This window comes from Xanthomarina sp. GH4-25 (genome assembly GCF_045363175.1).
Classification (GTDB): Bacteria; Bacteroidota; Bacteroidia; order Flavobacteriales; family Flavobacteriaceae; genus Xanthomarina.
On sequence record NZ_JBJFLO010000002.1, the window covers coordinates 285,278 to 299,835 of the forward strand.

The window sequence follows — 14,558 nt, forward strand, 5'->3', positions numbered from 1 at the left end:
AAAACTGATCAAATTACATGCTATTCATACTTCTTTCTTGGATTTATATTTTAGCAGTTGCATTAGTGGTTGGAGTAAGTCTGGATCGCTTATTGAGGCTTCAAGATGTCAACCCTATTTTAGTCCTTTTCCATGGTCTTTTTGGTGTTACTTTAACAGCTGGATTTTGGGCTGTTTTTTTTCCACTCAATTTGAATTTTCATATATTTCTATTATTTACATCTATTATTTTATTATACATAAATCGCAATTACACAGTTAAATACATTAGATTATTTAAACATGAACTTAATAAGCTTTCACAGTTCTTTAAAATATTAATCGTTGCTATTTTTTTATTGATTTTAGCACAATCTGCTTCACCTCCATCCTTATTAGATAACGAATCGTATTATATTCAAACAATTGCTTGGTTAAACGAATTTGGTTTGGTTAAAGGGCTCGTAAATCTTCATGTGTTTCTTGGGCAAACCAGTGGTTGGCATATCTTGCAAAGTGCCTTTAATTTTAATTTTTTATATGAAAATTTCAACGATTTAAATGGCCTATGCCTCTTTCTCGGGAATTATTATGCCCTTGTTAAACTAAATGATTATTTCAAGTTTAGAAACAATTCAATGGATTTGGTTATAGGCCTTTATCCCATTTTTAATATATTCTTATTTCAATTTATTAGTTCCCCTTCCCCAGACTTGGCAGTTTACATTATTTCTATGTTGCTTTTTTATGGGTTTCTAATGAATTATCATGCGTGTAGTAAAAACGGGTTGGTCTCTTTAGTCATGCTCACTTCCTTTTTAATTTTAATTAAAGCTACAACACTTGTTTTTGCTTTATTTCCATTGATCATTTACATTAAACATTATAAGCACGTCAAACAATACACATTTATAGTTTGGGTTGTATCCATTTCAACATTAGGTTTCATTATTATTAAAAATATTCTAATGACTGGAAATGTTCTTTATCCATTAACTGGAATTGAACTATTAAAAACCGATTGGAGCTTACCTACAAATATTGAAACATATTTTTACAACTACGCTAAAGCCTATGGTTATGCAATAACTCCAGATGCGTACAACCATAGTTCTATAATAAATTTATTGAAAGAATGGTTTTTTCAATCGGGTTTTGATGGTCTATTTAATAAACTCATAATACTAATTTTAGTGTTGTACTTGTTCTTTATTAAGAAATTTAAAAGAAATAAAGCCATCTTGTTTATTTATGGGATTGCACTATTACAGCTTTGTATTTTATTTATGACTTCGCCTCAATTCAGGTTTTACATGCCTTTTGTCTTCATACTTTCACTATTTATAATTGCTGAAATCATTACCTCAGAAAAAATAACGAAAAGTATTTTAGTGATTAGCACAATAGTAATTCTATTCCCTTTGCTTTTTGTTATTCCAAATATAAAAACAAGCACATTTTTAGCAAGTTATTTAGTAGAGCCACACAGAAACAGTCAGTTTGAATCTAAATACAAAACCTTAGAAATTGGTAACACGAAGATAAATACACCAAGCAACATCGATTTTTTCTGGGGTACAGGAAATACTAAAATACCAGCTTTAAACGAGCAGCAATTTGAGTACTTTAAGACACATTTCAAGGTTATACCACAACAGCGAACTGAGAATTTGAAAGATGGTTTTTATTTTAAATCATTAGATTAAAATTTCATAAAATCTTCTTCTAAGATTTGCTTCAATCTATCTAATAACTCTTTAGCATTTTCTATTGTAAACACCATAGGAGGTTTGATTTTTAAAGCATTGTTATCTTTACCATCGGTACTCATTAATATGCCAAAATCTCTCATTCTATTAGCTAAATAATTAGCTTTTTCAGTCAATGGCATTTTATCATTATCAGTTAATTCAAAGCCTAAAAACAAACCTTGCCCTCTTACATCTCCAATAATAGGATATGATTTTTGAAGTTTTAGCAATTCATCTTTTAAAAAAGTTCCAACTATTAAAGCATTGTCCTGAAGTTTTTTAACTTTAATAACCTGTAAAACCTTGTTCCCAATAGCACAAGACACCGGATTTCCACCAAACGTATTAAAATATTCCATACCATTTGCAAAAGCTTGAGCTACTTCTTGTGTGCAAACAACTGCTGCTAGTGGGTGTCCATTTCCTATAGGTTTTCCTATAGTTACAATATCTGGAACCACATTATGTAACTGAAATCCCCAAAACGTCTTACCTACTCTCCCACAACCCGTTTGTACTTCGTCTGCAATACAAAGTCCTCCTGCATTTCTAACAGATTGATAAACTAATTCTAAATAATTTTCTGGCAATTCAACCTGACCTCCACAGCTAATGATACTTTCGCAAATAAAACCAGCTAGTTTTCTTCCCTTTGAATGAATGTTTTCAATCTGATCATCTATATGTTTTGCATATTTTTCAGCTGTATTCTTACCTTGATATAAGCCTCTAAAAGTATCTGGAAGAGGTACAATATGTGTGTGTTCGGGAGCTCCTTGACCACCTTTTCCATCAAATTTATAGGAACTAACACCAATGCATGCATTGGTGTTGCCATGATAGCCAATTTCTACAGCAATCATATCTTTCGCTTTCGTATAAGCTTTTAACATACGCAAAGCAAGTTCGATAGCTTCGCTACCAGAATTCACAAAATGCACCACAGACAATGCTTTTGGAAAGGTTTTTAATAACTCTTTTGCAAAGGCATTGATATTGTTATGTAAATATCTAGAATTTGTATTCAATACAGCCATTTGATCTTGTCCAGCTTTCACTACTTTTGGATGTTCGTGACCAACATGAGCGACGTTATTTACTGTATCTAGGTATTTTCGTCCAGTATCATCAATCAAGTATACACCGGAACCTCTTAGTATTTTCAATGGCTTTTTATAAGATAGACTCAAGCTTTTCCCCAGATGATTATTTCTGAAATCAATTATTTTCTCATGTGGTGCTTTTAGATGTTCGTTTAAACCTTCATATTTAAATAACAAGTTCGGGTTAGGACACAAACTTCTCCATACAGAAACTGTGTCTGGAAAAGCAACACCTGGGAAGTCATGTGTATTACCTAACAAATCTAATGTGATTTGAAAATGCAAATGTGGAGCCCAATTGCCATTTTCAGTAACATTACCAACATAAGCTATCAAATCGTTCTTATAGATTTTCTGTCCTTGTTTGACTAAGTTTAAGCTGTTTTCGGACAAATGCCCATACAAACTATAAAATGGAATTCCAGAATCTGTTTGGTGTCTTAAAATTAAGGTAGGTCCATAATCTTTATTGCTTCCGTTGTTATACACACTATATACTTCAGCATCAAAAGGTGCATGAATAGCAGTGTTTTCCTTTACCCAAAAATCTACTCCCAAATGTGTTGTTCTAAATTCTGGTCCAGAATTCCCTTCTTTTTGATAAGCTTTAGTACTGTAAAAGGGTCTAATTTCTAAATAGCCTCCAGCAAACAAAGCTTTTGGTTTTTCGGTTTGTAGTCTATTTATTTTAAAATTTGTGAGTTCTATATCGTTATATTCACTTTCATGACCTAACCATGTACTACCAACGCTCATATCTATAGTGTGAATGTGATTGAAGTCTATAGCTGGAAAGAAATACTGTAAAGACATTTGTTGATTTTTAGCCCATTTTAAAAAAGCTTCTTCATTTGGATGTGCTTTAAAACCACAACTATTTCGAAAACTATAATGTGCCAAGTTTTCATCGATTTGCATCCATTTCTCAAGTACATCCCAAGCTGGTTTTTCACTAATTAGTAAATACTCATTTTCAGGTTCTTTCTGTTTATTCAAAGCAGATTTAGTCACGCTAATCACTAAATTCATAGCAACCAGATTATATAAGAATGAAAGCTCCACTTCCATCAAAGGATATTCTTTATGATATCCAGAAACAATAGGCAAAGCAGCAGAAAGCATATCTGGCTTATTCATGATAGCATAAGAAATAACAACAGCTAAATCATTTATAGTCTGTGTGTAGATAGTGTCTCCATAATCAATAATAGCAATAACTTCAGGGTTTTCTAATTCTGAAGAAACCAGAATGTTATTATCATTTATATCATTATGAATGACACTTTTTCTAAGATTTTTATAATCGTCTTGAAAAATTTCAAATTGCTTTTGAAAATAAGAAACCATATTTTGTCGTTCCGTTGAAAACAAACCTAAGTGTTTAGAAGTCCATTCGGCTTGAGCAACATCCCAATCAAATTGTCTGTGAATTTTATGATGTTCAAATCCCTTTAGAGCCGAGGTTACTTTTCCAGCTTGCGCACCTAAGCTAAACAACAAATTGTCTTTAATAGGATTAACCGAAGACCACAATCTTCCATCAATCCAGGAAAGCAATCTAACATATCTCTTATTCCCATCGGTATCAATTATGGTACTAATAAGTTTCCCTTGAGTGTCTGGAAAAATATTGGGAGCATTTAAATGACTTTTAGAAAGATGTTTAAGAATGTTTTTTTGAAATTCTAAATACTCAAAATCCTCATGAGGTCTACCAATTTTTAATATATAAGTTTCAGATTTGGTTTTTATCCGAAAATTAAAATCCAACTCACCAGGCAATGCCTTTACTTCGCCAGCAATATTGTAGAGGGCATTCGAAATTTCATTAGCCTGTTCAGGAAGAATTTTTATGTTCGAATAATCAATCGACATGATATGAGTTTTGAATTAAAAATAAGAGTAACGAAGTTACTTTTTTTTTAATGAATAATTCAAAAGAGATTCTTCGAATTTGTGAAAATAGATGTCTATTTTTAAAGCTTCAAAGCAAATAAAATTGAACAAAAAAGAATTAAAAGAATTTCTCGACGCCAAAGTGTTACAATATAACCGTCCAGATTTTATAGAAAGTGATCCTATACAGATTCCGCATCTTTTTAATAAAAAGGAAGATATTGAGATTTCAGGTTTTCTAACAGCAACTATTGCTTGGGGAAACAGAAAGAGTATTATAAATAACGCTAAGAAAATGATAACCTTGATGGATAATTCACCTTACGACTTTGTGATAAATCATCAAGAAAAAGACTTAGAAGCCTTACTGCCATTTGTTCATAGAACTTTTAACGGAACAGATTTCATTACGTTTATTAAAAGTTTACAACATATTTACAAGAACCATCAAGGATTGGAAAGTGTGTTTTCAAGAAACAATGAAGATCATTCATTACAAACAACTATTCATCTTTTTAAATCTGTATTTTTTGAGATTGAACACCCACTAAGAACCCAAAAACATGTAAGTGATCCGTTGAAAAATTCTGCTGCAAAAAGAATTAATATGTATCTAAGATGGATGGTTAGAAAAGATAATACTGGTGTTGATTTTGGTATTTGGAAAAATATTTCACCTTCGCAATTGTCCTGTCCTTTAGATGTTCATTCAGGTAATGTTGCCAGAAAATTAGGCTTACTAAAACGAAAACAAAACGATGCTAAAGCATTAGCCGAACTAGACAAATCCCTAAGAATATTAGATTCAAACGATCCTGTAAAATACGATTTCGCACTTTTTGGTTTAGGAGTTTTTGAAGGATTTTAACAGATTTTCAAATTGGCTTCCATTAAAACATTTTATATTTAAAAATTAAATAACATCTATGAAAAACATTTTTATATTATTAGCTACAATTTATACCAATTTGCTTTTTTCGCAAACAATTAAGATTCCATTAGACACAATGGTTGTTACCAATCATTCTGTCGCCATTAATGGTCAAGATTTACCTTATCAAGCAACAGCAGGAACCCAACCTGTCTGGAACAACAATGGAGAACCTATTGCTACATTATTTTACACGTATTATAAAAAAAGTAATAGTGACAAAGAGAACCGTCCAATCATCTTTTCATTTAATGGAGGTCCTGGATCTGCATCTGCTTGGATGCATATTGCTTATACTGGACCAGTAGTATTAAACATAGACGACGAAGGTTACCCTGTTCAACCTTATGGTGTAAAAGACAATCCGAATTCCATTTTAGATGTTGCAGATATAGTTTTTGTCGATCCGGTAAATACTGGTTATTCTAGAATGGTTGAAGATAAAGATGGAAAATTACCAGATAGAAAAACATTTTTCGGAATCAATGCCGATATAAAATATTTAGCCGAATGGATGAATACTTTTGTAACGAGACATAACAGATGGGAATCTCCTAAATATTTAATTGGCGAAAGTTATGGAGGACCAAGAGTTATGGGTTTGTCTAAAGAATTACAAAATAGCCAATGGATGTATTTAAATGGTGTAATTTTAGTATCGCCAGCAGATTATAAAATATATTCTACCAATCAGCCTATTTATTCTGCTTTAAATTTACCCTATTTTACAGCTGCAGCTTGGCATCAAAAAGCTTTACCTCCTTCGTTACAACAAAAAGACTTATTAGATATTTTACCTGAAGTGGAAAGTTACACCATTAACAATTTAATGCCTGCTCTAGCAAAAGGAGGCTTTATCTCAGCAGAAGAAAAAGAGGGTGTAGCTGAAAAAATGAGTTTGTATTCTGGATTAGACAAGAAAGCTATATTGGATCATAATTTAAATGTACCAACTAGTTTTTTTTGGAAAGAGCTCTTACGTGATGAAGGCTACACTATTGGTAGATTAGATTCGCGTTATTTAGGAATTGATAAAATGACTGCTGGAAATTCACCAGATTATAGTGCCGAATTAACGTCTTGGTTACATTCTTTTACACCAGCTATAAATTATTATTTAAGAGAAGAGCTTAACTTTAAAACTGATATTAAATATAATATGTTTGGCGATGTGCATCCTTGGGATAGACAGAACGATAATACCAGAGAAGGTTTACGTCTAGCTATGGCTCAAAATCCGTATTTAAAAGTCTTGGTGCAATCTGGGTATTATGATGGAGCTACAACTTATTTTGCTGCAAAATATACTGCCTGGCAAATGGACCCTAGTGGTAAAATGAAAGACCGATTTTCTTTTAAGGCATATAGAAGTGGACACATGATGTATTTAAGACATGAAGATTTAAAAACTGCTACAGACGATATCAGACAATTTATTAAAGCCTCTACTTCTAAAGGGAAAGCTGCTAAGTATTAAAAGAGAGTTATATACCAAACCTAACACTTATAGAGAAGTTCTAAATCAAATTAAAAATGACAAATATTTGTATTTTTCAATATAGTCCTCCAGAAAATGCAACAAAATATGAAACTAAAAAAAAGCCTGATGAAATTTCATCAGGCTTTTTTTTAAATCTTTTTTTATAGGTATTAACCTTTTAACCAAGCTTTACGTAAAGATAATTGAGCTTCGGTAGCATTTGGATTTGATACTAAAGTTTTTCCAATGGTATAAGAAGTTTCAACAGTTGTTTCTATAACAACTTCTTTTCCATCTCTATCTAAAACCATTGTAATTTCTTTTCCAGGTTGCCACATCATCACTTTTTGAAAAACAGAATTTGCAGTCATCATAGTCACTTCTTCACCATCTACAGATTTAACAACATCGTTAGGCAGTACCCCGTTATCATGCCAAAAACTATTTTGAGCTACTAATCCATTAAAATGAATGGTCCCTTTTTCTTGATTCGCTCCAAAGATTAAAGCGCCATCATTTTGAATATAATTGGTTTCCACTTTGCTTTCACCAATTTCCAATCCAACTTTAGCAAAAAACTCATTATAATTAATCGGCACATCTCCAACAACATGAGTTTGCAAGAATTCACCAACAGAAGGATAAGTCATGTCTGTAATTTCATCAATCAAATTATCATCCACAAAAGGCTTGTCTTTACCATATTTCGAAGACAATTGCTTCATTAGAGAAAGAATACCTCTATTCCCATTACTTTCTTCACGTAATAAAATATCGATGCACATGCCAATTAATGCTCCTTTTTGATACACGTTGTAATATTGACTAGCATAAGGCTCATCTAACACGTTTTCACTCATAATAGTAAAACTCATAGTGTCATTCATTCCTGAAGCCGATTGAATTTTTCCTAATATTTTAGTATAAAATTCTTGTTCTGAAATTAAATCTTGATCGACTTGAAACAACGTAGCAAAATATTCAGTCACACCTTCATACATCCATAAATGCTTAGAAAAAGTAGGATTGTTATAATCGAAATAATGTACGTCTTCAGAATGCACGCTTAAAGGGGTTACAATATGAAAAAACTCATGTGAAACCACATCTACCATACTTTCAGCAAGTGCTGCATCTGGAATAGCTTCTGGCATAACTACAACGGTAGATGTATGGTGTTCTAACGCACCAAATCCTTTAGGAGAATCTGCATCACCACGAGATAAGTATAAATAAATATCGTAACGAGGTGTGCTGTTAATGTCTCCTAAATAAGCTTTTTGAGCTTGCATCATGGTTTTCATTGTTTCTCCAATTTGTTTTGCAGTATGTGTTTGATTTGGAGAATACACACTTAACACCACTTTAATACCTCCAACCTCAAATGTTTCAACATCAAGGTTTCCATACATCATTGGGTTGTCTGTAATATCGAAATATCTAGGAGCAAAATAACTAGTTGTTATTGATTTTCCATCTTCGCTAGTTTTTTCAGCTACATTTTGTAAAGCAGAAGTTCTAACAAAATCTGAAGGAGCAGTAACATCTAATTTGTATTGATTATTTTTTAAAGAATCGAAATACCCAATAAATCCGTGTAAGTTCAACACGTAATTATCTGGTTCTATATTTGTTCCAGCTGGAGAAAACGGTGTGTCTCCACCAATACCTCCAGAAGTTTCAACATCAAAGGTATCGTTTACATTATAAGTAATGTAATCTAAATTAGTAGCACCACTAACCGTCCAAGTGTTAGTATCGACTTTGTTTGCAGCTATTTCAATACCTTCATAATTATATGCTTTAAAATCATCTACATACTTTCCAAAATCACTTACAGAATATGTTCCTTGTACTACTTTTGGCAATCTATAAGTAACAGTTTCAACGGTAAATCTTCCTGGATTAATAACAACAGGAACTTGGTCGTTAGTCACTTTAGTTAAATCTATTGATGTCTCAATAGGTGTACTTACTGCAAGATCTGCAGATGTTTTTGTGGATGAACCACAAGCAACAAGTAAAAAACTGATGCTAAAAATGGTTAATAATTTTTTCATTTTATTGGTTTTTATAATTGTCAAATTTGACGTTCAAAAATACAATGTGTTACACATATAAACCTTAACTTTTTGTTAAAAAGAGATATTGTTATATTCGCTTTATGCAAAAACCATTAATAAGCATCTTAACTCCTTGTAAAAACGCAGCAAATTTTCTCCCTGAATGTCTAGAATCTATTCAGAAACAATCCTATACAAATTGGGAATTGCTTATTATAGATGATGGTTCTACTGATGAAAGTTATCAAATAACTCAAAACTACGCACAACAAGATAAACGCATCAAACTCTTTAAAAATAAGGGTAATGGCATTATTGAAGCACTGAGATTTGCTTTCAGCAAAAGTTCGGGGGCTTATATTACCAGAATGGATAGTGATGATATCATGTCTCCAAATAAATTAGACGTTTTGTTGAGTAAATTATTATTTAACGGAAAAAACCATATTGCTACTGGCTTGGTTTCTTATTTTAGTGAAGAAGGCATTAGCGATGGTTACAAAAGTTATGAAACATGGTTAAACCAATTAACACGTAACGGAACAAATTATTCTGAAATTTATAAAGAATGTGTCATTCCATCCCCTTGCTGGATGATACATAAAGACGATTTATTAGCATGTGATGCATTTAATCCAGATGATTATCCTGAAGATTACGATTTGACATTTCGATTCTATAAACACCAATTAAAAGTAATTCCTTGCAATCAAGTGATACATTTTTGGAGAGATTACAGTACCCGAACTTCTAGAACTCATAAACATTATGCACAAAATTATTTTCTAGAAATTAAACTGAAATATTTTCTAGAAATAGATTATAATACTTCCAGGCCTTTAGTAGTCTGGGGAGCAGGTTTTAAAGGAAAATCTATAGCTAAATTGTTAATTGAAAAGCGTGTAGATTTTATCTGGATTTGCAATAACCAAAAGAAAATTGGAAAACACATTTACAATCATGAACTCTTTGATGTTACTTCTCTTAACGACATAAAACAAGCGCAATGCGTTATTACCGTTGCAAACAAAGAATCGCAACATAACATAAAAACCTTTCTTAAAAGTCATAACAAACGAGCTATGGAAGATTACTTTTTCTTCTGTTAAGTATAAAATCTATACAGAAAAAATTTAATTTGTTGTTAAAAGGTTTTCTATTTCAGAGTAAACACTATTTTTGTAAATAAACTAAAAGGAATGCAGTTTAAACATCCCGAACTTCTTTACGCTTTATTTGCGCTGCTTATCCCAATTCTTATTCATTTATTTCAACTCAGAAAATTTAAAAAGCAAGCCTTTACCAATGTAGCCTTTTTAAAGAAAGTCACATCTCAAACACGAAAAAGTTCTCAACTTAAAAAATGGCTAATTCTATGCACAAGGATGCTACTTCTAGCTGCTTTAATTATGGCGTTTGCACAACCTTTCACATCTAAAACAAACACTTTAAACACCAAGAAAGAAACGGTTATATATTTGGACAATTCTTTTAGTATGCAAGCAAAAGGCGAGCAAGGAGAGTTGTTAAAACGAGCTGTTCAAGATGTTATGGATAATGTAGACGAAACAGAAACAGTGACTCTTTTCACCAACAACCAAACCTTTAAAAACACTACTATTGGAGGTATAAAAAATGAATTGCTCCAATTAGACTATACGCCTAATCAACTGAATTACGATGCTGTATTATTAAAAGCTAAAAACCTATTTAATAATTATTCAGGAAATTTAAAACAATTAGTTTTAATTTCAGATTTTCAATCTAAATCATCCAGATTTAATCCTACAGTAGATTCTTTAATAACCATTCATGCTGTTCAATTAAAGCCTGTGAACACCAATAATCTGTCGATAGACAGCTTATATATTTCAAACAAAACACCTTTAAACATAGAACTTACAGCTGTTATTACGAATCAGGGACCAGAACTTAAAAATCTATCAATTTCATTATTTAATAATAGTAATCTTCTGGCAAGAACAGCTATCGATATTAGTGAAACTGCAACTACAAATTTCACTTTGAATACCGATGAAATAATTCTTGGAAAGCTTGTTATTGAGGATGTAAATTTGGTTTTTGATAATACCTTGTATTTTAACATCAACAAACCAAATAAAGCTAATGTTCTTGTTATTACTGAAACAAATGATGCTTATTTAAAACGAATTTTTGCAGAGAACGAATTTCATTATACATCAGAAATTCTAGCTAAACTTAATTATAACGATATTGAAAATCAAAATTTGATTGTTTTAAACGAGTTAGATAATATTCCTAATTCTTTAACTACTGCTTTAAAAGTTTTTGCAGAAAATGGTGGTTATATTGTCATGATACCTTCAGAAGAAGGTGATTTACAATCGTATAATGATTTTTTATCAACGTTAAACATGCGTTTTGAAAAACTTAATCCTTCAGAAAAAAGAATTACAACTATTAATTATTCGCATCCGCTATATAAAGATGTCTTTAATAAACAAGTTTCCAATTTCCAGTATCCCAAGGTGAACAGTTATTATCCGATGCTTTCAACGCTTACAACAACTCCATTAAAATACGAAGACGGTAAAGCTTATTTAAGTAAAAGTGGACAGGTTTATGTGTTCTCAGCATCCTTAAAAACTGAAAATTCAAATTTTGTAAACTCTCCTTTAATAGTTCCTACCTTTTATAATATTGGAAAGCAAAGTTTAAAAACATCTGAATTATATTTTACAATTGGCGAAGAAAACAGGTTTGATGTTCCTATAACACTACAACAAGATGATATTTTAACTTTATCTTTAGGTGAAGAAAATCTCATTCCGCAACAACAATATTTTAATAACAAAGTACAGATTACAACGACTGAAACACCAAACATTGCAGGAACATATAAGGTAAACAATAAGTCTGAACTCATTGAACAAATTAGTTATAACTATAAAAGAGACGAAAGCATACTTCGGTATCAAGATTTATCTACCGCAAAAAACATCCATGTCTCGCAATCTGTTTCTAATTTGTTCGATACTTTAAAAAGTGACTCGAAAATTAACGAGCTATGGAAATGGTTTGTTATTTTTGCACTAGGCTTTTTAGCTATTGAAATGCTCATCTTAAAATATTTTAAATGAACGTACTCTTAAAATCTGCCACTATTATTGACACCAAAAGCGATTTTCATAATCAAACGGTCGATATTCTTATTGAAAATGGTGTGATTTCTCAAATTTCAAAACAAATAAAAAAAACTAATAACATTAAAGAGGTAGCTTTAGAGAATCTTCATGTATCTCAAGGTTGGTTCGATAGTAGTGTAAGTTTTGGAGAACCAGGTTACGAAGAAAGAGAGACCATTGAAAATGGTTTAAAAACAGCTGCACTTTCTGGATTTACATCTGTGGCTTTAAATCCTAATACCAATCCTGTAATCGATTGTAATCCGGATATATCTTTTATAAAAAACAAAGCAGAAAAACATGCTGTAAACCTCTATCCTATTGGTGCTTTAACGAAAGAGAGTAAAGGAGTTGATTTAGCCGAATTATTTGATATGAAAACTGCTGGTGCTGTAGCTTTTGGCGATTATCAACAACCTATAGAGAACCCTAATCTTTTGAAAATTGCTTTACAATATGCTAGTAATTTTGATGGTTTAATTTGTTCTTATCCACAAGAAAATAAGATTTCAGGAAACGGAGTGATGAATGAAGAAGTTACAAGTACGTCTTTAGGTCTTAAAGGCTTAGCTAATATGGCTGAAGATTTACAAATTGCAAGAGATTTATTTTTATTAGAATATACAGATGGCAAACTTCATATTCCAACCATTTCTACAGCAAAATCTGTAGAATTAATTCGTGCAGCAAAACAGAAAAAACTCAATGTAAGTTGTAGTGTTGCTATACATAACCTTGTCTTAACTGATGAACACTTAACTAGTTTTGATACCAATTTTAAAGTATTACCTCCTTTAAGAACTCAAAAAGATATTGATGGATTACTTGAAGGACTTAAAGATGGAACCATAGATATGGTAACTAGCGACCATAATCCTATTGACATCGAACACAAGAAAATAGAATTCGATTTTGCAAAGTTTGGCACCATTGGTTTAGAATCAGCTTTTGGAGCTTTAAACACCATTTTTAGCACAAAAAAAACTATTGAACTTTTAACCAAAGGGAAAGCAAGATTTGGTATAGAATCTAAACCAATTACTATTGGAATTAAAGCAGATCTCAGCCTTTTTAATCCTAATAAAAACAGCAACTTTGGAGTTGAAAATATCAAGTCCACATCTAAAAACAGCATCTTTTTAAATAAAACCGTGAAAGGAAACGTTTATGGTATTATTTCGAAAAATAAAATACTATTAAATTCATGACAGATCAAACCATCCAAGATGGCAAAACCTTAGCCATAATAAACTATTTAACTTTTATAGGTTTAATAATTGCCATTATTATGAATCTTGAAAAAAAGAATCCATTTACTTTTTTCCATGTTAGACAAATGTTAGGTTTAATTATTATGTTATTAGCATCAAACATTATTGAAGGATATGTAAACAGTTGGTTAGGAACATGTTTCTGGATTATTACATTTGTTTGTTGGCTTTTTGGGTTGTTTTATGCAGCTAAAGGGGAAGCTAGACAAATTCCAGTTATTGGCGAAAAATTCCAAGAATGGTTTAAAAATATTAATTAAAATATACGACAGATTTGAGCTTATCATACATTACCAGACCTTCCACTTTAAATGAAAATGCACCTTTATTAATTATGTGTCATGGTTATGGAAGCGATGAAAACGATTTATTTTCTTTTGCATCCGAATTACCTGAAGAATTATTTATCATTTCTTTAAAAGCACCTTATCCCATGCAACCTTATGGTAATGCTTGGTATGCTATTAATTTTGATGCAGATCAAAACAAATGGAGTGATGATGAACAAGCTAAAACTTCAAGAGATTTAATTGCCAACTTTATTGATGAAGCTTGCAATAAATATCCAGTAAATAAAGACAATGTCACCATTCTTGGGTTTAGTCAAGGTACCATTTTAAGCTATGCAGTAGCATTAACCTATCCAGAAAAAGTAAAACAAGTAATTGCTTTAAGTGGTTATATTAATGAGCAAATTATTCCTGAAAATTTAACCGATAAAGATTATTCGCATTTAAGTTTTTATTGTTCTCATGGAAACGTGGATCAAGTACTACCTGTAGAATGGGCTAGACAAGCACCTAAGTTTTTAGAAGCTTTAAACATTGAACATACTTATTCTGAGTTTCCTGTTGGCCATGGAGTGGCTCCACAGAATTTTTATGAATTTAGAAAATGGTTAATCGATAAACTTTAAC

The 14,558-nt window shown here is 31.5% G+C and carries 10 protein-coding genes; 8 read left to right on the top strand and 2 right to left on the bottom strand.

The annotated features are described in order from the left end of the window. Positions 1 to 17: 17 nt before the first annotated feature. Complete coding sequence (locus tag ACI5KZ_RS03950) at positions 18 to 1,685, top strand: LIC_10190 family membrane protein (RefSeq protein ID WP_406846961.1); 1,668 nt, start codon at positions 18 to 20, stop codon at positions 1,683 to 1,685. Here the strand turns inward: ACI5KZ_RS03950 and ACI5KZ_RS03955 are convergent. Beyond that, positions 1,682 to 4,708, bottom strand: a complete 3,027-nt coding sequence (locus tag ACI5KZ_RS03955) for an aminotransferase class III-fold pyridoxal phosphate-dependent enzyme (protein WP_406846962.1) — start codon at positions 4,706 to 4,708, stop codon at positions 1,682 to 1,684. The genes ACI5KZ_RS03950 and ACI5KZ_RS03955 overlap by 4 nt on opposite strands. Before the next feature lie 124 nt (positions 4,709 to 4,832). On the opposite strand from ACI5KZ_RS03955, the gene ACI5KZ_RS03960 reads away from it, so the two are divergent. Beyond that, positions 4,833 to 5,597, top strand: coding sequence for a TIGR02757 family protein (locus tag ACI5KZ_RS03960; protein ID WP_109309666.1), 765 nt, complete (start codon positions 4,833 to 4,835; stop codon positions 5,595 to 5,597). Positions 5,598 to 5,655: 58 nt separating this feature from the next. After that, positions 5,656 to 7,137 (top strand): S10 family peptidase, encoded by a 1,482-nt coding sequence (locus tag ACI5KZ_RS03965; RefSeq protein WP_406846963.1) that lies wholly within the window; start codon positions 5,656 to 5,658, stop codon positions 7,135 to 7,137. Between the two features lie 173 nt (positions 7,138 to 7,310). Here the strand turns inward: ACI5KZ_RS03965 and ACI5KZ_RS03970 are convergent, their stop codons facing one another. Further along, on the bottom strand, positions 7,311 to 9,200 hold the full coding sequence (locus ACI5KZ_RS03970; RefSeq protein WP_406846964.1) for a peptidase M61: 1,890 nt from the start codon (positions 9,198 to 9,200) through the stop codon (positions 7,311 to 7,313). Between the two features lie 104 nt (positions 9,201 to 9,304). On the opposite strand from ACI5KZ_RS03970, the gene ACI5KZ_RS03975 reads away from it, so the two are divergent. The 5 genes from ACI5KZ_RS03975 to ACI5KZ_RS03995 all read left to right on the top strand — a co-directional run bounded on the left by ACI5KZ_RS03975 (position 9,305) and on the right by ACI5KZ_RS03995 (position 14,557). Then, positions 9,305 to 10,312 carry a glycosyltransferase family 2 protein gene (locus ACI5KZ_RS03975; protein ID WP_406846965.1) on the top strand — a complete coding sequence of 336 codons (1,008 nt, stop codon included), beginning with the start codon at positions 9,305 to 9,307 and terminating at the stop codon, positions 10,310 to 10,312. Positions 10,313 to 10,402: 90 nt separating this feature from the next. Beyond that, on the top strand, positions 10,403 to 12,325 hold the full coding sequence (locus ACI5KZ_RS03980; RefSeq protein ID WP_406846966.1) for a BatA domain-containing protein: 1,923 nt from the start codon (positions 10,403 to 10,405) through the stop codon (positions 12,323 to 12,325). Further along, entirely contained in the window at positions 12,322 to 13,578 is a 1,257-nt protein-coding gene (locus ACI5KZ_RS03985; protein WP_406846967.1) for a dihydroorotase, read from the top strand. Before ACI5KZ_RS03980 ends, ACI5KZ_RS03985 begins: the two co-directional genes overlap by 4 nt. After that, the gene (locus ACI5KZ_RS03990; protein ID WP_406846968.1) at positions 13,575 to 13,901 is read left to right on the top strand and encodes a DUF4870 domain-containing protein; all 327 of its coding nucleotides are present in this window, start codon (positions 13,575 to 13,577) and stop codon (positions 13,899 to 13,901) included. The genes ACI5KZ_RS03985 and ACI5KZ_RS03990 overlap by 4 nt, the downstream gene beginning before the upstream one ends. A gap of 14 nt (positions 13,902 to 13,915) precedes the next feature. After that, positions 13,916 to 14,557 carry an alpha/beta hydrolase gene (locus ACI5KZ_RS03995; protein WP_109309559.1) on the top strand — a complete coding sequence of 214 codons (642 nt, stop codon included), beginning with the start codon at positions 13,916 to 13,918 and terminating at the stop codon, positions 14,555 to 14,557. The last annotated feature ends 1 nt before the right edge of the window (position 14,558 follow it).

Coding starts and splice junctions, on each gene's coding strand:
- ACI5KZ_RS03950 (WP_406846961.1), top strand. CDS start 18: ATGCTATTCATACTTCTTTCTTGGATTTATATTTTAGCAGTTGCATTA.
- ACI5KZ_RS03955 (WP_406846962.1), bottom strand. CDS start 4,708: ATGTCGATTGATTATTCGAACATAAAAATTCTTCCTGAACAGGCTAAT.
- ACI5KZ_RS03965 (WP_406846963.1), top strand. CDS start 5,656: ATGAAAAACATTTTTATATTATTAGCTACAATTTATACCAATTTGCTT.
- ACI5KZ_RS03970 (WP_406846964.1), bottom strand. CDS start 9,200: ATGAAAAAATTATTAACCATTTTTAGCATCAGTTTTTTACTTGTTGCT.
- ACI5KZ_RS03975 (WP_406846965.1), top strand. CDS start 9,305: ATGCAAAAACCATTAATAAGCATCTTAACTCCTTGTAAAAACGCAGCA.
- ACI5KZ_RS03980 (WP_406846966.1), top strand. CDS start 10,403: ATGCAGTTTAAACATCCCGAACTTCTTTACGCTTTATTTGCGCTGCTT.
- ACI5KZ_RS03985 (WP_406846967.1), top strand. CDS start 12,322: ATGAACGTACTCTTAAAATCTGCCACTATTATTGACACCAAAAGCGAT.
- ACI5KZ_RS03990 (WP_406846968.1), top strand. CDS start 13,575: ATGACAGATCAAACCATCCAAGATGGCAAAACCTTAGCCATAATAAAC.